This window comes from Thermococcus prieurii, assembly GCF_054657655.1.
The window spans coordinates 1,417,563-1,433,091 of sequence record NZ_BAAHYH010000002.1; the positions used below are offsets into that span (position 1 = coordinate 1,417,563).

The following is a 15,529-nucleotide window of genomic DNA, read 5'->3' on the forward strand; positions in this document are numbered from 1 at the left end:
AATTGAATGGCTGGTGAAACAAGTCAAACCTAAGGAACTGGACAACTGGGTGTGAGACATGACCCCTCAAAGTGCTCTGGGGATTTGCTGGTACTGGTATCTTCCAGGAACGAGCCCGTATTCAACCGCTAAAAGCGTGGACGAGCTTTTGGAGTGGACAGAGGTGCTCTTTGACTTTGATAATGTTCTCAAGCACCACCTGCCCGTTAAGGGTCACTGGATTGGGAATCCTTCACTCCTAACCGTGGTTCCCAGGAACATCAGCGTTCTCTCCGCCACCGTAAGCTTCCCTCTCTTCCTTGGGAACTTCATAGCTGGAATTTTATACGCGCTCGGAAGGGAGAACGAGTTCAGGAAGTTCATCGGAGGGCCTGGAGTTAAAACGCCTGCAGGGGACGGCAGGATGGTTCCCAAAAATATTCTGAAGCCCGTCGGAGAGCTCCCCGACTGGGCAGGGGGAACACGACCGAAGGTCAAACTCTACGTGGACATGGACTTTGGAGCCTTTGACCCGACCGTTCATGCGGCACTCATCAGGGAAGGTAAGTTCTTGGCCTGGATTTTCGACAATGGCAGGGCCTACAGAATGGGCGCGCGAGAATTCATTGAACTCGCCTTGGGGGTTCTCGTTGAGGGCAGGAATTCGATAAACGCCCTGATTGAGCGCGTTAACGGCCGCTCGTCACTGGCCCGGGCGACGGTGCGATACATCGAGCGGTTCGTTGGGGCGGTCACATAACACAGCACTCGTAGATTATCTCGACGTCCCTCACTGTTTTCGCCCACTCGATGACCTTCCTCGGCGGATTCGTCAATCTGTCAACTCCTTTCAGAACAGCCCCCCTGTCGAATTCCACCCGCCATCTTCCCGTTGGCCGCATGCAGCCTATGCTCAGCTCCCCGTTAAAGCGCTCGCGCGCGTACTCGACGACCTTCAGACTCTCCTCAACGCCCGGTTTTGGGACGTTTTCCATCTCCGTCCCCTTCGTCGGGATGAGAACGTCCAGCACTAGGACGTCTATCGGGTACTGAGCGAGGAGGTCAATCGCCCGGTACTCCCAGTGGATTCTCCCGAAGTCGAGGCCTATCGTTATGTGGGGCGCCACACGAATTCCGTTCTCAGTCAGAAGTTCAACTATGTGGATGTAATCTTCTACGGTTTTATCTATCCTGTAAACTCGCCTTATCACGCCGTCATCGCCGACGAAGTCGAGGGAAACGACATCAACGTATTTCAACCACTCCAAATCGCTCTCGTCTATGAATCCGACGTGGGCGTTGAGCTTCAGGTTCGTTCTCCTCTTAATCTCCCTCACTTCGTCCGCGTACTTGTCAATCGGCACCTTCAGGCGTGAATCCATCCCCCCGCTCAGCAGACAGCCCCGCCCGCCGGAGCGCTCGAGGTCGAGGCAGAAGTTCAGGAGCTCCTTTCGCGTTGGCTTCTTCATGCCCTCAAGGTAGTGCCTCCCGCAGTGGGCGCAGTTGAGCGCGCAGTAGTTTCCGGTGAGAGAGATTGATGGAAACTTAACTCCAGGAATGTAAATTTTTAGTTTCTTCATTTAACTCACCCCTGGTGGTTGTAGGGGGCGGAGCCCCCTCCGGTGTTTAAAGGAGAAGGAAGGGTTCGGGAAACGTAGTTTCCCGGCTTATGTGGGGCGAAGCCCCACCTTCGGGGGGAGGGGGTTAGCAAGGACGTGGGGGGTGAAACCCCCCGGTCCTGCGAGGGGAATTTGATTCCAGGGATGTAGATTTTTAGTTTTTTCATTTAAATCACCGTTGGGGGTTGTAATGAGAATGAAGGGTTTGGATACTTTTGAGCTTTCTTTCCCTCATCAAAGCACCCAAATGAAATGAGAAGAGGGGGTTAAAACCCTAACTGGAGGCTTCAGAGGAACGGGTTGTGGAATTTCTTGCCCGGATAGTAGGCTATTCCCTCGAGTTCCTCCTCGATACGTATGAGCTGGTTGTACTTGGCGTTCCTGTCCATCCTGGCTGGGGCGCCGGTCTTTATCTGGCCGGCGTTTATTGCGACCGCGAGGTCCGCTATGAAGGGGTCGTCGGTCTCTCCCGAGCGGTGTGAGACGACGACGCCGTAGCCGGCGCGGTAGGCGGTGTAAGCGGCGTCGATAGCTTCGCTGAGCGTTCCAATCTGGTTGACCTTGAGGAGGAGCGCGTTTGCCGCGCCGAGCTCGATGGCCTTCCTTATCCTCTTGGGGTTGGTGACGAAGATGTCATCGCCGACTATCTGTATCTTTCTTCCGAGCTCCTTCGTTATCTCGACGAAGCCCTCCCAGTCCTCCTCGTGGAACGGGTCCTCGAGGGAGACTATCGGGTACTTGCTCACAAGCTCTCTGTAGAGTTCAAGGAGTTCCCCACGGTCGTACTCCTTTCCACCAACGACGTACTTGCCGAGCTTCTCGTCGTAGAACTCGCTCGATGCGGGGTCGAGGGCGAAGGCTATCTCGTCGCCGACCTTGTAGCCGGTCTCCTCAATGGCCTCGGTGAGGAGGTCGAGGGCTTCACTCGGCTCCTTGAGGGGCGGGGCGAATCCACCCTCGTCGCCGACGTTGACAGCGTTCTTGCCGTACTTCTCGGCTATGACCTTCTTGAGGGTGTGGTAGGTCTCGGAAACCCACCTTATGCCTTCCCTGAAGGAGTCGGCCCCAACGGGCATTATCATGAACTCCTGGAAGTCCAGCTCGTTGCCCGCGTGGACACCGCCGTTGATGACGTTGCTCATCGGAACCGGCATGACGTAGGCGTTGGTTCCGCCGATGTACTGGTAGAGCGGCAACCCGAGGGCGTTCGCTGCGGCCTTGGCAACGGCCAGAGAAACACCGAGGATTGCGTTGGCTCCGAGGTTGCTCTTGTTCTCGGTGCCGTCGAGCTCAATCATGAGGGTGTCGATGTCCCTCTGCCAGGTGACGTCCATTCCGATGATTTCGGGGGCGATTATCTTGTTGACGTTCTCAACGGCCCTTTTGACGCCCTTTCCGTGGTAGCGCTTTCCGCCGTCGCGGAGCTCGACCGCCTCGTGGGTTCCGGTTGAGGCACCGCTGGGAACTGCAGCGCGCCCCATGCTGACCGGCGTGTAAACCTCAACCTCGACCGTTGGGTTTCCCCTGCTGTCGAGGATTTCCCTCGCTATAACCGCCGTAATCTCGAACGGGTTCTCCATGCTAATCACCTCGGGTGATATTTTTCCTTCCCAAATATAAAGTTGGCGATGGGCTTTTAAACTGCCCCGTCAAGGCCGGAACATGGACTGGAAGAGGAAGCTCCTTGAGGAAGGCTACATCGAGCTGGACGGCCTCAGAATCGAACTGAGTCTCGACAACACGTTCATGGATATCGACTACATCCCGAGGGTCCTCGTCTACTCTGAGGAAACCGGCCGCTGGCATGTTCTTAGGAATCCTATCCCGAAGGGAAGAACCCTCGAGGAGGGCTGGGACAACGCGGTTAAGGTTCTTGAGATGATAACGAGGGGTGAAGTTGAGCCTGACCTTGGAGACCCTGAAATGGGGAAGCGCCTTGTCTCGGTCCTGAGGAAGCTCGATGCCCTTTGAAAATTCTCCATAGTCCTGGTTTTTCTCCAAATGAGCGGGGGAAAACGCTAAATAGTTCTTCCAAGCTACCGACTTTAGGTGGTCATTGATGAACGCTCGAGAAATCGCTCGTTATATTGACCACACCAACCTCAAGCCCTATGCAACTAGGGAGGACATCATCAGGCTCTGCGATGAGGCGATTCAGTACGGTTTCTACGCCGTCTGCGTGAACCCCTACCGCGTCAAGCTCGCCAAGGACTACCTGCGCGAGAAGCAGGCAGACGTTAAGGTCGCGAGCGTCATAGGCTTCCCGCTCGGTGCCACTCCAACGGAGGTCAAGGTCTTTGAGGCCAAGAGGGCTTTGGAAGACGGTGCCGATGAACTGGATATGGTCATCAACGTAGGCGCGCTTAAGGATAAAGACTACGACTACGTGAAGAGGGACATAGCGGAGGTCGTCAAGGTCGCCCACGAGAACGGCGCAAAGGTCAAGGTCATAATCGAGACCTGCTATCTCACCGAGGAGGAGAAGGTCAAGGCCTGTGAGCTGGCAAAAGAGGCCGGAGCGGACTTCGTGAAAACTTCCACCGGCTTCGGAACAGGGGGAGCGACTGTTGAGGACGTCATGCTGATGAGAAAGGTAGTTGGTCCCGAGATGGGCGTTAAAGCGGCTGGTGGAATCAGGACCTACGAGAAGGCCGTTGAGATGATTGAGGCCGGGGCCAACAGGATTGGCACGTCGAGCGGTGTAAAAATCGTGGAAGGTGCCCCAAAATGAAGGAGATTGGGGACGTTGTTGTTCGGGCCATTGAGGAGCTTAAGAATGAGGGCATGAACCCGGACATAATGCTCGCCGGCCCGGGTTTTATAGAGCATACAAAGGAGTTCCTCACGTCCCTCGGTCTACGCATTTACCGCATAGAAGAGCTCGGCTATGATGCGGTTGTAGCTGACTCGGCCTACCTGGGTCAGATAAAGAAGGCCTCGCGCAGAATCTCGGTTGAGCCTTTCCTTGAGGAGAAGAGGGTCTGGGAAGAAATAGAGAAGCTTGACGTTTAGAGCAGGCTCTCGACCTCGGGATATCTTTTCTTTATTGCGTTTGCGAGCCCGGTTCCGACGATTATTCCCGTCACAGCCTGCACTAGGTTTCCGGGGAGTTCCGAGTACGCTGCGGTGAAGCCAAAGGCGTAGTACTCGAAGATGAAATAGCCCGAGACCATGAGGATTCCGCCTATCGTTCCTGCTACTATGAGGCCGGCGGTCCCTTCGAGCTTCTGGGCGATGTAGCCGACGGCGAGGCCTTCGATACCCTTGATGATTAGTGTTATGGGGGACCAACCTGGATAACCTGAGATGACATCTCCAATGGCTGAGCCGACGCCTCCGGCAAAGGCCCCAATGATGGGCCCGAAGACCATTGCAACGAACATGACCATGGTGTCACCGAAGTTTATGTACCCGCCCGTGGCAGGTACTGGAACGTTGATTACTTTCGTTGCAACCGCAACGAGGGCCGTTGAAATCCCTGCGACCGCTATCATGTTTACACTTCTGAACTTAGAGCGGTTAAGCCACAGGTAGAGACCGAAGACCGCTATTGCGAGAATAAACGCGTATGGGGCATAGCCGGCGAGTTCTCTAAGGGCTTCGTCCATCCAACCACCGAAGTAGAAAAGGGGGAAGGGGTTAAAAACTTCACTTGAGGGCGGCCTTGAGGGCGTCCTCGAATATCTCCATCGCGACGTCTATCTCTTCCTTGGTGACGATGAGTGGCGGTATGAAGCGGATGCTGTTGTCGCCACAGCCGAGGAGGACGAGACCGCGCTTCGCCGCCTCTCCGACGATTCTGTCCCTGAGCTCGGGGTACTTCTCCTTGGTGTCCTTGCTCTTGACAATCTCGACGGCCTGCGCGAGACCGAGGCCACGGGCGTCTCCTATGACCTCGTAGTTCTCCTTAAGCTCCTCGAGTATCTTATGGAGGTAGTCGCCGACCTCCTGGACGTGCGGGAGGAGCTCCTTAACAATCTCGACGACCTCTATTCCAGCCGCTATCGCGACGGGGTTGCCACCGAAGGTGGTCGCGTGCCTTCCGGGCTTGTCGAAGCTTATATCCTTCCTGTGGACGACACCGGCGAGCGGGAGTCCACCGCCGATGGCCTTGCCGAACTGGATGAGGTCGGGCTCGACTCCGAAGTGCTCGATGGCCCAGAACTTTCCGGTCCTGCCTATGCCCATCTGAACCTCGTCGTCGGCGAGGAGTATTCCGTACTCGTCGGCGAACTTCTTGAGCTCCTTGAAGAAGTTCTTCGGCGGGACGACGTAGCCACCTTCACCCTGTATCGGCTCGAAGAATATCGCGCCAACCTCGTGGGGCGGGACGTGCCTGAAGACGTACTCCTCTATGAAGTCGAGAACGCGGTTTATGAGCTCGTCGGGCTCGTCGTAACCGTCAATTCCCCAGGTGTTCCTGTAGGGGTTCGGGTAGGGTATGTGGGTAACGCCCGGCATGGTCGGGAAGAAGCCGTCCTGCTGGACCCACTTGCTGGCGGTAAGGCTGAGAACGGCCTGGGTCCTTCCGTGGAAGGCGTGGTAAAAGGCTAAGAACTGCTTCCTCCCGGTTCCGTACTTGACGAGCTTCATAGCGGCCTCGTTGGCCTCGGCACCGCTGTTGCTGTAAACGACCTTCTTCTCAAAGTCGCCCGGGGCGAGGCTCGTGAGCTTCTCGGCCAAAACAACGGCGTTCTCGTAGAAGAAGTCGGTGAGCGAGTAGTGGGTGAACTTCTCGGCCTGCTTCTTTATAGCCTCGACGACGCGCGGGTGGGCGTGGCCGACGTTTATAACTCCAACACCGCTCGCGAAGTCGTAGAAGACGTTTCCGTCAACGTCGTAAACCCTTATTCCCTCACCGCGCTCGATGACTATCGGAAGGTTTTCGGGGTCCTGGGTTGTAGTGGCGAGGTACTTGAAGTTCCTCTCGATTACCTCCTTGGCCTTTGGCCCGGGGAGTTCCTTAACGTTCGGTCTAACCACCATGTTAATCACCGGCCGAAGCTCAACGTTCGGCTATATAACTCTATGCTCAATAATGAACATCTTTGACCGAAAGTTTTTCGATAAGTTCCACTAAAGTTGTGAATTCTGGAAGTCCCGAATGAATATGGGGGGACGAAAGTAGTGGGCTTTGGTAGGTATTTTAATTCGGTTATTATGTAGTGAAAACTGAAGAACGAAAACGTTTGATAGAAAACTTTCCCTGCCCGCGTTTAAAGGTGTGTTGGAGCATAGCACTCTCTTCGTCTCACGGAGAATGAAAGAGTAGAGAGGTTAATCACTCCCCGTTCTTCTCTCCCCACTTCTCGAGGAACTCCTTGGCGGAATTTGCCGCGATGGCTCCCTGGCCGACCGCGACCGCTATCTGCTTGAAGACGTTGGTTATGTCGCCGGCCGCGAATATGCCTGGCACCTTCGTGCGCATGTGCATGTCAACCGGAATGTAGCCGTAGTCGTCGGTTATGCCGAGGTGCTTGACGAAATCCGTTTTTGGCTCGTAGCCGATGAAGATGAAGACTCCATCGACCTTCATCTCTTTCTCCTCGCCGGTCTTGACGTTCTTCAGCCTCACAGCCTCGACCTTGTCCTTTCCGATTATCTCGGTGACGACGGTGTCGAGTATCGCCGGAATCCCGCTCTCCTTGAAGCGGTCCTGCAGTATCTTGTCAGCCCTGAACTTCTGCCTCCTGTGTACGAGGGTGACGTCAACGCCGATGCTCTTGAGGTAGAGGGCCTCCTGAAGGGCCGTGTTTCCACCACCGACGACGATGACTTTCTTGCCCTTGAAGAGCGGGCCGTCGCAGGTGGCGCAGTACGAAACGCCCCTTCCCGTGAGCTCGGCCTCGCCCGGAACCTTGAGCTTCCTCGGCGAGGCTCCGACCGCTATGATTATCGTCTTTCCGCGGTACTCCTTGCCGTTTTTGGTCTTCACGGTGAACTTGCACGGGCCCTCGTAGTAGGCGCACTCGGCCGGGTCAATCCTCTCAACCTCGTCGAAGATTATATCAACGCCGAGCCTCTTGACGTGCTCGTGCATCCTGTTGGTCAGGTCCGAACCGCTGATTCCCTCGGGGAAGCCGGGGTAGTTCTCTATGAGGTCTGTAAGGGCCATGTTTCCGCCCAGGTCCTTGCTGATAATCAGCGTGTCGAGGCCGAAGCGCTTGGCGTATATCGCCGCCGTAAAGCCCGCTGGGCCAGCTCCGATGATGAGGACGTCCCAGAGCTTCTTCTCGTACTCACCACCGCGTGAGAATCCTCCAAGGCTGAACATCTCTCCCACCTCCGCGCTTTCCTAAAGTGGGTTATTTAAAAGCATTGTTGCCCAAAAATGGGTAAAACTAAACCAGCTTAACCGAGCGGTCGAGGGTTAGGTGGAGGGTGTAGCCGAGGAAAGCACTTAAACCGACGAAGATTCCCTCGCCCGTTGACATCTTGAGGCCGTACTCGACCAAAAGGAACGCTAGAAGCCCGTAGATTCCCGCGAAGAGTAGCGAGTGGACTATTCCTCTGTGCTTCGGCATGAGCCACGTGAAGGCGTACCACGCGACGAGCCCTGCCAGTGCACCCGCGACCCACGAGACGACGGGGTCGAGCCACGCCGGGTTCATGTGAACGAATCCCCTGGCCCATAGGAAGACGGCGCTTCCAGCGGCGACGCTGACTATCGGCTTTGAGCCCCTGTGAATCAGCGCGTCCGGGTGGTCCATGTCGGGTAAATCGCTTCCCAGGACGTAGAACGCATATCCAAGGATTAGTGCCGTTGCGGTTAACTCAATCGGTAGCTTGGCGTAGACCTTCAGGAGCTCGCCGATGAGCACCGCTATTGGGTAGGTCACTATTCCGCTGAGCACGTGGGTATCGTAGTTCGGCAACTCACTCACCCTTCAGCTTCTCCGCCTGCCCCTCCTCTAAAAACTTTCTGACGTAGTCTGGAACCTTGTAGTTGCCCTTCGGGTCGCCGACGAGGAAGCCCAGCCGTATGAGCTCGTTCAGCTTGTCGTAGACCTGCATTCCCGGCTTCTTGACGACCTTGGCGACCTGTATGTAGCTCACCGGCCCGCCGTTGAACTCAAACACTATCGCCTCAACCAGGTCCTTGTACTCCTTCGGAATCCTCGTCAGGTACTCCTCAAGGCTCTTGGGCTCCTCAAGAATCGTTGTGACCACGTAATCGTCAATCGGGTCGAACTTGTGCTTCGCGGACTCGCTGAGGACGTAGTGGAGGAGCCTTAAAATCTGCCTCGGGTTGCCCTTCCCGAGCTGGTGGATTAGCCTTATTGCCTCCTCCGTGAAGGGATACAGAGGGTCATCGGTGTCCCTTATGCGAACGCGGTTGAGCCTCTTCTTCACGAGCTCAAACGTCTCGTCGAGGCTCATCGGGCGGAGCTTGAACTCGTAGTGAAGGCGCATGAAGAAGGCTGGGAATATCTTCGTGTACTCCTCATAGGCCTCTGGGACGCAGGCGAAGGCAACGATACAGCCCTTCGGCATCGTGCTTATGAAGTGCCTCAGCATCTCGAAGAACTGAATCTTCTCGTGCTCCCTCGCGCTCCCCATGTTCTCCAGCTCGTCCAGGAGGAGCGCGCAGTAGGGATACTTGCTCATCTGCTCGACGAGGAGCTCAGCGATGTCCCTGCTCTTGTACTCCTTCGAATCGCTGAGCATCTTCTCAAGCCTGTCGATGAAGCCGAGCTTTCTCGAAAGGTTCTCAAGGAATATGTTCGTCCTGCTCTTCGGTGGTTTTAGCGCGTAGAAGATGTCGCGCGTGAGCTTGAGGATGTCGTTGGTATCGACCTTGACGTATATCGCCTTGCCTTTGTTCTCATCTATCGCCTTCGCGAGCGTTTTCAGCCTCTGCGTTTTACCCATTCCAAGAGGCCCGACGATGCTGAGCGCTATCGAGCTTTTGTTGCCTATTACCTCCGAAACAATCATCTGGAGGCGCATGTCTATCTCCTGATAAACGTGAATGCTCTCGACGTCGGTTATTCCTTCGCTGGCGAGCTGTTCAAAGGGATTGGCCGAGAGGCCGTAAACCTCGTATGACTGGTAAAGCTTAAGACCCTCCATTTCACCCACCGAAGTGTTTAAGGCCTTTCAATATAAAAACCTGTTCATCGGTGAGCGGAAATGATTCTCCTCGTAACGGCACCGCCCGGCAGGGAGGGCGACGCGATACTCGAACTGGAGTGGGCACTGGGAAAGGTGAGAGTTAAAGGAACGGACTGGCGGGGCGTTCTTTTAGCTGAAACCCCCCTAACAAAGGAAGAGGTCCTCGAACGGCTGAGGAACTTCGAGACGCAGGCGATACAGAGAGTAATCCCCATCGAAAGGCTCGTTCCGGCCAGGTGGGAGGAGATAGAGAAGGCCGTCCTCGAGCTGGGGAAAGCGATAGACGGAACCTTCGCCGTCCGGGCCAGGGTTCGCGGGAATAAACGGCTCTCCCAGAGGGAGCTCGAAGTCAAACTCGGCTCGCTCCTCGTCGAGCGCTACAACCTGAAGGTCAACCTGAGCGAGCCCGATTACACGGTTCTCGTCGAAGTCCTTGGCAAAAGGTCCGGAATCGGCCTCGTCCGGAAGGGCGAGGTTCTCCGCTTTGAGGTGAAGGAATAAATAGTTCGGGTGCCAACTAATCACATGCTCCGGAAGGTTGCCTACATGACCTTGGCGCTGGCCCTCGTTCTCCCGCTACTGCTAATCTTCAAGCCGGGCCCGAGGTTTGAGACCGTTGAGACGGCCTCGGGCGAGGTTGTGTCCCTTCCAGAGCCCCGTTTAAGGGGTGAGATGAGCGTTGAGGAGGCGATAGCGAAGAGGAGGAGCGTCCGCTCCTACCGTGACGAGCCCCTAACCCTTGAAGAGCTCTCACAGCTCCTCTGGTCGGCTCAGGGAATAACGAGTTCAAAGGGCTATCGCTCGGCCCCGAGCGCGGGCGCTACTTATCCCTTCGAGGTCTACGTCGTCGTTGGCAAGGTTGAGGGCCTTAAACCAGGAATTTACTGCTACATCCCCGGGAAACACGCCCTTGAGCTGGTAAAGCCCGGTGACTATCGGATGGAGCTCCAGAGGGCCTGCCTCGACCAGGAATGGGTCGGTAGCGCCCCCGTTGACATCGTTCTCGTCGCCTTCTACGAGAGAACAACTGACGTCTACGGTGAGAGGGGAATCCGGTACGTTCACATGGAGGCCGGCCACATCGGCCAGAACGTCTACCTTCAGGCAACTGCTTTAGGCCTCGGAACGGTCGCGGTCGGGGCTTTCCACGACGGTGAGGTTGCCTCGCTCCTTGGAACTGAAGGTGCTCCGCTCTACGTCTTTCCGGTGGGGAGGCATGGTTGACCACAACACTCTCGGCTACCTCAGCTTCGCCCTCATGACCCTAACCCTCGTTACCGGCGCCCTCTACTTTCTCTCGCCGAGGTGGAAGCGGGTCTTCCTCTACGTTCACGTTATCCTGGGCCTTCTAGCCTACATCGCGATGTTCCTGGCGATATGGCTCGTTCGCTGACAAAAGCTTATTAGGCCCGCCGACAAATTATTCCGGGGGTTGGAATGCTGGACGTCGATGATGTCATCGAGAGACTTCAGAAGCTGAGCTACGAGGAGGCCTTGGCCTACTGGATAGCCAGCGAGCTGGAGGAGGCCGAGTTTTATCGCAAGCTGGCCGAGAGAGCTAAGAACCTTGGGCTTCCAGAGAGCCTCGTGGAGACTTTTCTCAGGCTGAGTGAGGACTCAGAGAGGCACGCAGTTGAGCTCAGGGGGGAGTTCAAAGCCTCTTTCGGCAGGGAGCCGTCAACGGAAATCCCTCCCCTTGAGGTTCTGCCCGTTCTCGACCGCTTTGAAAGGGCCGACCAGGTTAAGGGGGTCCTTGAAACCGCTATGGAGAGCGAGCTCATAGCGATGAACGCCTACAAAGCCCTCGCCGAAAAAGTTGGGGATGAGCGGTTAAGAGAACTCTACCTCAAGCTCGCCGACGTGGAGAGGGGCCACTACGAGGCCCTGAAGAGGGAATACGAACGGTTGGGTGGTTGACATGGTGGTTGAGGTTCTGGAGGAAATTAAGAAGCTCAACGAGCGCGAACTGCTCAGCTACTGGATTAAGGGCGAATACGAGGAGGCCGAGACCTACCTGAAGCTGGCGGAGAGAGCCAAGGAGCTCGGCCTTCCCAAGGAAGTCTACGAGACCTTTGAAAGGCTCGGCAAGGAGTCCAAGGGCCACGGAGACGAGCTCTACAAGATTTACCGGGAGAAATACGGCGACGAGTTGATTGAGGTGAACGTTCCGAGCGTTGAGGGAACCCACGTTCTCGGCAAGTTCTGGAAGGTCGAGGACCTTGAGGACGTTCTCATTAACGCTATGGAAGCTGAAAAGCTCGCCGAGACGATTTATCGGAAGCTGGCGGAGGAAACCGATAACGAGGAGCTCAAAAAGGTCTACCTCTACCTTGCGGACGTTGAGAAGGGCCATTACTCGGCATTAAAGGCACTCTACGAGTGGAGAAAAAAGAAGGGGTTACTTTGACCCCTTTTTCTCGGTCTTGGCCTTCTCGGCTTTGGCCTTTTCCTTGGCCTTCTTCTGCTCCTCCAGTTTCTTCCGTATCTCCTCTATCTTCTCCTCCTTTAGAGGGATGAACTTGTCGTCGTAGTTGTCGTAGCTCGCGAGCAGAAACTCGTCGCTCATCTCCAGAGCTCCCGTCGGGCAGACGTCAACGCACTGGGCACAGTAAACGCACCTTCCAGTCCACAGCGCCACCTTCCTGATGTCCGCCAAGTAGACGAAGACCCCCGCCGGGCAGACGGTGACGCACATCCTACAGCCAACGCACTTGTCGACGTTGTACTTAAGCTGGCCCCTGAAGTTCTCCGGCACGGGCACGGGTTCGGTCTTCGGAAAGAGGTTGGTCGCTGGCTTTTTGGCTAGGTTCCTGAGCACCGTTGGAACTAAGATAGGTGCCCTCACATTATCACCTCCATCGCGAGGAGGAGGGAGCCGACGAGCGAAGCCAGGAAGACGTTCCTCCAGAGGAAGTCCACCGCCTGGGTTATCTTCAGCCTTCCGGTTACGGCCCTGAAGACGCTTCCGACGACGAAGAGCAGGATGAAGACCTTCAGCGTGTGGAAGAGCAGGTTAACGACGTCCGCTGAAAGGCCCGTCAGGCCGAAGTAGCCCGCTATTCCCCATGGGAAGAATATCGCAACCACCAGGGAAGCCGCTATGTAGGCTTTGAGAGCCTTCGTAAGCTTGAGCAACGCCAGATACCTTCCGCTGTACTCGACGAGCAGTCCCTCGGCTATCTCCTCCTCCGCATCCGGTATGTTGAAGAACCCGACCTCTATCTCGCTGGCCAGCCAGACGCAGAAGACGTAGAGGAGTATTATCGCTCCCACGAAGCTCATCGGCGTCCCTATCTCCCAGATGTTGTGCTGGTAGAAGATTCCCATGCTGAAGGGCTTGTCAACGCCGAGCTTTCCGAGGCGCCACATTATCGCAAAGATTGCCAGCATCATGGCCGGTTCCCTGGACACCATTATCGTCGCTTCCCTCGCCGCTCCGATTTTCGCGTAGGGACTGCCTGAGCTTATCGCTCCAACTATCTTGAAGAAGCTGATGAGTGCTAATAGGTAGATGAAGACGATGACGTCGCCCTTCGAAGCCAGTACCGGAGTAAAGCCCATCGGCGTGTAAGCCAGGAGCGCTATCGCCGTTGCCAGTGCCAAAACCGGCGCGGCCCTGAACATGTAGTTTGCCGTGTTTGGGACTATAGTTTCCTTGCTCATCAGCTTGAGGAAGTCGTAGAACGGCTGTATCAGCGGTGGTCCAACGCGCCTCTGCATTCTCGCAACTAACTTCCTGTCTATTCCCTCCCAGAGGAGAGAGGCCAGTGAGACGAAGCCGTAAAGCCCGAGCAGGCCCGCAATCGGGTAAACGATGTTTCCCATCACGTCCATGAGCATCACCTCGAACAGCCGAACCCCACAGGGGTCGGGTCTCCCTTTATCTCCGGATTAATCTCGCGCGTCTTCTTTATCGAGGCCTTCAGGAGGTCCTTTTCGGTTAGGATTCTCTTCTTTCCGTCTTCCACAACTGCAACCCTGTCCGTACAGCTCAGGCACGGGTCTATTGAGGCAACCGCCACCACGAAGTCCGCAACCTGGTCTCCCTTGACGCCCTCGGCGACCGCGAAGAGGTTCGGGAACGTCGGCTCCCTCGGCTTCCAGCGGAGGGGCTTGTCGCTTCCCTTCTTTCCGCGGACGTAGTGAATCAGCTCACCCCTCGGAGCCTCGTACCTTCCAATGCCTTCCCCGTCCACCATTATCCTGAGCTTGGCGACGAGAACGTTGTCCTTGGGGAAGGTCTTGATTTTTCCGTCCGGCATCTGGTCCAGGGCGTGCTCTATGAGCTCCAAACTCTGCCACAGCTCGCCAACCCTTACCGCCATCCTGTCGAATACATCTCCTCTGGGCCTCTCTCCAGTTACATCCTGGGGCATGACGGGCTTTATTCCCAAATCCGGATAAACGCCGAGCCTCTCGCTCCAGCGCGCGTCGTCGCGGATTCCGCTTCCCCTTCCAGTCGGCCCGACGGCTCCCTGTTCCAGCGCCACGCGCTTGCTTATAACAGCGGTGTCCCTGAAACGGGCCTCTATCGTCGGGTCGTGGAGGAAAATATCTTCAATCTGCGGGAAGACCTCCTTGTAGTACTTTATCATGTCGAGGATTATTCTTCTCCTCTTCTCGTCTATGTCCCTCCTGACGCCTCCGATGGTTACCATTGAGTAGTTGACGCGGTTTCCGGCAACTGCCTCAAGTGTGTCCATGACCTTCTCACGGGCGAGCCAGGTGAGGTGGAGCACTGTATCGTAGCCTATGTCGTGAGCTAAAACGCCGAGGTTGAGCAGGTGGCTGTGAATCCTCTCAAGCTCGCCGACGATTACGCGGATGTACTCTGCCCTCTCTGGCACCTCTATTCCGGCCGCTTCTTCAACGGCCCTCGTGTAGGTGTGGTTGTGGGAGAAACTGCATATCCCGCACATCCTCTCGGCTAGGTACATTATCTGGACGTAGTTCCTCCTGAGGGCTATCCACTGGATTCCGCGCAGGTTGTAACCGAGCTTGACGTCAACGTCAACTATCCTCTCGCCGTCGAGGGTGAGTATGAACTTCTCGGGCTCCTCCAGACCGGGGTGAATCGGACCGAAGGGTATCTTGACCCAGTATTCAACCTTTGTCATTTCTTAGCACCTCCCTTGGGGTAATAGGGGTGGCCCGCGTTGTGCACCATCTCCTCGGGAACGCCCTTGTCGTCGAGGCGGAGTGGATAGATGCCTTCGGGGAAGTCCTCCGGCAGGAAGAGCCTCCTCTTGTCCGGTGCATTTTCAAAGTCTATGCCAACCATCTCCATTCCTTCCCTCTCGAACTGGAGCGCTATCGGGAAGATATCACTGATGTTGGGGAGCGTTGGGTCGTCCTTCGGCGCGTGGACGTCTATGAGCAGTGAAACGGCAGGGGCGTCGTCGTAGTAAATCACAAGGTGACTGAGGAAGCCCAGGTCATCCCCCCAGTCCTGCTCGATGCCTATCGAGTAGTGGGCCTCGCCGTCGAGCTCCTTTATGAACCTCATCAGCTCGCGGTAGCTTTCCCTGTCGATTCTCACCCAGACCCTCTCGCGCCCCCACTTGTTGGTCTTGACCTCAACCTGGGCGTTTGGAAAGCGCTCCGCTATCGCCTTCGCGACATTCTCGGCTTTGGTTGGTTCTTTAACCTCCTCCTGAGCTTTCTCTACGTTAGCGTTATCGTTAATCTCACTCATTCTTTCACCTCCGAAGAGCCCTTGCTTGCGCAAGCGCTCGCGGAAAGCCTTTTACTAACCAACTGGGCGTTATGGCGGACGGGGGGCTTTTTAAATGGCCACTTTCCAGCGTTCACCTCTC

Annotated in this window: 20 protein-coding genes; 9 read left to right on the forward strand and 11 right to left on the reverse strand. The window is 56.0% G+C overall.

Annotated features, from left to right (window positions below; genetic code table 11):
• Positions 1–58 precede the first annotated feature (58 nt).
• Positions 59–739, forward strand: coding sequence for a hypothetical protein (locus ACYQ04_RS11010; protein WP_460129527.1), 681 nt, complete (start codon positions 59–61; stop codon positions 737–739).
• Here ACYQ04_RS11010 and lipS1 read toward each other — a convergent pair.
• Positions 732–1,559 carry a LipS1 family lipoyl synthase gene (gene lipS1, locus ACYQ04_RS11015; RefSeq protein WP_460129529.1) on the reverse strand — a complete coding sequence of 276 codons (828 nt, stop codon included), beginning with the start codon at positions 1,557–1,559 and terminating at the stop codon, positions 732–734. The two genes, ACYQ04_RS11010 and lipS1, sit on opposite strands and share 8 nt — an antisense overlap.
• Positions 1,560–1,885: 326 nt before the next feature.
• Positions 1,886–3,178 (reverse strand): phosphopyruvate hydratase, encoded by a 1,293-nt coding sequence (gene eno, locus ACYQ04_RS11020; RefSeq protein ID WP_460129531.1) that lies wholly within the window; start codon positions 3,176–3,178, stop codon positions 1,886–1,888.
• A gap of 82 nt (positions 3,179–3,260) precedes the next feature.
• Here eno and ACYQ04_RS11025 point away from each other — a divergent pair, with 82 nt between their 5' ends.
• The 3 genes from ACYQ04_RS11025 (at position 3,261) to ACYQ04_RS11035 (ending at position 4,610) form a co-directional block, all read left to right on the forward strand.
• A complete protein-coding gene (locus tag ACYQ04_RS11025) occupies positions 3,261–3,569 on the forward strand; it encodes a hypothetical protein (protein ID WP_460129533.1) in 309 nt (102 codons plus the stop codon).
• Between the two features lie 88 nt (positions 3,570–3,657).
• Positions 3,658–4,329 carry a deoxyribose-phosphate aldolase gene (gene deoC / locus ACYQ04_RS11030; protein ID WP_460129535.1) on the forward strand — a complete coding sequence of 224 codons (672 nt, stop codon included), beginning with the start codon at positions 3,658–3,660 and terminating at the stop codon, positions 4,327–4,329.
• Positions 4,326–4,610: a family 4B encapsulin nanocompartment shell protein gene (locus ACYQ04_RS11035; protein ID WP_460129537.1), complete on the forward strand. Its 285-nt coding sequence runs from the start codon at positions 4,326–4,328 to the stop codon at positions 4,608–4,610. The genes deoC and ACYQ04_RS11035 overlap by 4 nt, the downstream gene beginning before the upstream one ends.
• Here ACYQ04_RS11035 and ACYQ04_RS11040 read toward each other — a convergent pair.
• From ACYQ04_RS11040 to ACYQ04_RS11060, 5 genes are all read right to left on the reverse strand, one after another.
• Entirely contained in the window at positions 4,607–5,206 is a 600-nt protein-coding gene (locus ACYQ04_RS11040; RefSeq protein WP_460129539.1) for an ECF transporter S component, read from the reverse strand. The genes ACYQ04_RS11035 and ACYQ04_RS11040 overlap by 4 nt on opposite strands.
• A gap of 40 nt (positions 5,207–5,246) precedes the next feature.
• Positions 5,247–6,584: an ornithine aminotransferase gene (locus tag ACYQ04_RS11045; RefSeq protein ID WP_460130206.1), complete on the reverse strand. Its 1,338-nt coding sequence runs from the start codon at positions 6,582–6,584 to the stop codon at positions 5,247–5,249.
• A 295-nt stretch (positions 6,585–6,879) separates the two neighbouring features.
• Complete coding sequence (gene trxB / locus ACYQ04_RS11050) at positions 6,880–7,872, reverse strand: thioredoxin-disulfide reductase (protein ID WP_460130208.1); 993 nt, start codon at positions 7,870–7,872, stop codon at positions 6,880–6,882.
• 67 nt (positions 7,873–7,939) lie between these two features.
• Positions 7,940–8,473 (reverse strand): metal-dependent hydrolase, encoded by a 534-nt coding sequence (locus ACYQ04_RS11055; RefSeq protein ID WP_099209359.1) that lies wholly within the window; start codon positions 8,471–8,473, stop codon positions 7,940–7,942.
• Between the two features lies 1 nt (position 8,474).
• On the reverse strand, positions 8,475–9,671 hold the full coding sequence (locus ACYQ04_RS11060) for an AAA family ATPase (protein ID WP_460130210.1): 1,197 nt from the start codon (positions 9,669–9,671) through the stop codon (positions 8,475–8,477).
• A gap of 60 nt (positions 9,672–9,731) precedes the next feature.
• Here ACYQ04_RS11060 and ACYQ04_RS11065 point away from each other — a divergent pair, with 60 nt between their 5' ends.
• From ACYQ04_RS11065 to ACYQ04_RS11085, 5 genes are read left to right on the forward strand one after another with little or no spacing between them, the layout of a single operon-like run.
• Complete coding sequence (locus ACYQ04_RS11065) at positions 9,732–10,214, forward strand: THUMP domain-containing protein (RefSeq protein ID WP_460129541.1); 483 nt, start codon at positions 9,732–9,734, stop codon at positions 10,212–10,214.
• 24 nt (positions 10,215–10,238) lie between these two features.
• Positions 10,239–10,937 carry a SagB/ThcOx family dehydrogenase gene (locus ACYQ04_RS11070; protein WP_460129543.1) on the forward strand — a complete coding sequence of 233 codons (699 nt, stop codon included), beginning with the start codon at positions 10,239–10,241 and terminating at the stop codon, positions 10,935–10,937.
• Positions 10,930–11,106 (forward strand): hypothetical protein, encoded by a 177-nt coding sequence (locus ACYQ04_RS11075; protein ID WP_167914067.1) that lies wholly within the window; start codon positions 10,930–10,932, stop codon positions 11,104–11,106. The genes ACYQ04_RS11070 and ACYQ04_RS11075 overlap by 8 nt, the downstream gene beginning before the upstream one ends.
• 44 nt (positions 11,107–11,150) lie before the next feature.
• The gene (locus ACYQ04_RS11080; protein ID WP_460129547.1) at positions 11,151–11,630 is read left to right on the forward strand and encodes a ferritin family protein; all 480 of its coding nucleotides are present in this window, start codon (positions 11,151–11,153) and stop codon (positions 11,628–11,630) included.
• A gap of 1 nt (position 11,631) precedes the next feature.
• Positions 11,632–12,120 carry a ferritin-like domain-containing protein gene (locus tag ACYQ04_RS11085; RefSeq protein WP_042692202.1) on the forward strand — a complete coding sequence of 163 codons (489 nt, stop codon included), beginning with the start codon at positions 11,632–11,634 and terminating at the stop codon, positions 12,118–12,120.
• On the opposite strand, the gene ACYQ04_RS11090 is transcribed toward ACYQ04_RS11085, so the two are convergent.
• The 4 genes from ACYQ04_RS11090 to ACYQ04_RS11105 are packed head-to-tail and all read right to left on the reverse strand — an operon-like array spanning position 12,112 to position 15,408.
• Positions 12,112–12,558 (reverse strand): 4Fe-4S dicluster domain-containing protein, encoded by a 447-nt coding sequence (locus tag ACYQ04_RS11090; RefSeq protein ID WP_460129549.1) that lies wholly within the window; start codon positions 12,556–12,558, stop codon positions 12,112–12,114. The genes ACYQ04_RS11085 and ACYQ04_RS11090 overlap by 9 nt on opposite strands.
• Positions 12,555–13,547 carry a respiratory chain complex I subunit 1 family protein gene (locus ACYQ04_RS11095; RefSeq protein WP_167915179.1) on the reverse strand — a complete coding sequence of 331 codons (993 nt, stop codon included), beginning with the start codon at positions 13,545–13,547 and terminating at the stop codon, positions 12,555–12,557. The genes ACYQ04_RS11090 and ACYQ04_RS11095 overlap by 4 nt, the downstream gene beginning before the upstream one ends.
• A gap of 5 nt (positions 13,548–13,552) precedes the next feature.
• A complete protein-coding gene (locus ACYQ04_RS11100; protein WP_460129551.1) occupies positions 13,553–14,830 on the reverse strand; it encodes a hydrogenase large subunit in 1,278 nt (425 codons plus the stop codon).
• Positions 14,827–15,408, reverse strand: coding sequence for an NADH-quinone oxidoreductase subunit C (locus tag ACYQ04_RS11105; RefSeq protein ID WP_460129553.1), 582 nt, complete (start codon positions 15,406–15,408; stop codon positions 14,827–14,829). Before ACYQ04_RS11105 ends, ACYQ04_RS11100 begins: the two co-directional genes overlap by 4 nt.
• Positions 15,409–15,529 lie beyond the last annotated feature (121 nt).

Bases quoted from the DNA above. Each gene is read 5' to 3' on its own strand.
- ACYQ04_RS11010 (WP_460129527.1), top strand. From the start codon at position 59: ATGACCCCTCAAAGTGCTCTGGGGATTTGCTGGTACTGGTATCTTCCA.
- lipS1 (WP_460129529.1), bottom strand. From the start codon at position 1,559: ATGAAGAAACTAAAAATTTACATTCCTGGAGTTAAGTTTCCATCAATC.
- eno (WP_460129531.1), bottom strand. From the start codon at position 3,178: ATGGAGAACCCGTTCGAGATTACGGCGGTTATAGCGAGGGAAATCCTC.
- ACYQ04_RS11025 (WP_460129533.1), top strand. From the start codon at position 3,261: ATGGACTGGAAGAGGAAGCTCCTTGAGGAAGGCTACATCGAGCTGGAC.
- deoC (WP_460129535.1), top strand. From the start codon at position 3,658: ATGAACGCTCGAGAAATCGCTCGTTATATTGACCACACCAACCTCAAG.
- ACYQ04_RS11035 (WP_460129537.1), top strand. From the start codon at position 4,326: ATGAAGGAGATTGGGGACGTTGTTGTTCGGGCCATTGAGGAGCTTAAG.
- ACYQ04_RS11040 (WP_460129539.1), bottom strand. From the start codon at position 5,206: ATGGACGAAGCCCTTAGAGAACTCGCCGGCTATGCCCCATACGCGTTT.
- ACYQ04_RS11045 (WP_460130206.1), bottom strand. From the start codon at position 6,584: ATGGTGGTTAGACCGAACGTTAAGGAACTCCCCGGGCCAAAGGCCAAG.
- trxB (WP_460130208.1), bottom strand. From the start codon at position 7,872: ATGTTCAGCCTTGGAGGATTCTCACGCGGTGGTGAGTACGAGAAGAAG.
- ACYQ04_RS11060 (WP_460130210.1), bottom strand. From the start codon at position 9,671: ATGGAGGGTCTTAAGCTTTACCAGTCATACGAGGTTTACGGCCTCTCG.
- ACYQ04_RS11065 (WP_460129541.1), top strand. From the start codon at position 9,732: ATGATTCTCCTCGTAACGGCACCGCCCGGCAGGGAGGGCGACGCGATA.
- ACYQ04_RS11070 (WP_460129543.1), top strand. From the start codon at position 10,239: ATGCTCCGGAAGGTTGCCTACATGACCTTGGCGCTGGCCCTCGTTCTC.
- ACYQ04_RS11075 (WP_167914067.1), top strand. From the start codon at position 10,930: ATGGTTGACCACAACACTCTCGGCTACCTCAGCTTCGCCCTCATGACC.
- ACYQ04_RS11080 (WP_460129547.1), top strand. From the start codon at position 11,151: ATGCTGGACGTCGATGATGTCATCGAGAGACTTCAGAAGCTGAGCTAC.
- ACYQ04_RS11085 (WP_042692202.1), top strand. From the start codon at position 11,632: ATGGTGGTTGAGGTTCTGGAGGAAATTAAGAAGCTCAACGAGCGCGAA.
- ACYQ04_RS11095 (WP_167915179.1), bottom strand. From the start codon at position 13,547: ATGGACGTGATGGGAAACATCGTTTACCCGATTGCGGGCCTGCTCGGG.
- ACYQ04_RS11100 (WP_460129551.1), bottom strand. From the start codon at position 14,830: ATGACAAAGGTTGAATACTGGGTCAAGATACCCTTCGGTCCGATTCAC.
- ACYQ04_RS11105 (WP_460129553.1), bottom strand. From the start codon at position 15,408: ATGAGTGAGATTAACGATAACGCTAACGTAGAGAAAGCTCAGGAGGAG.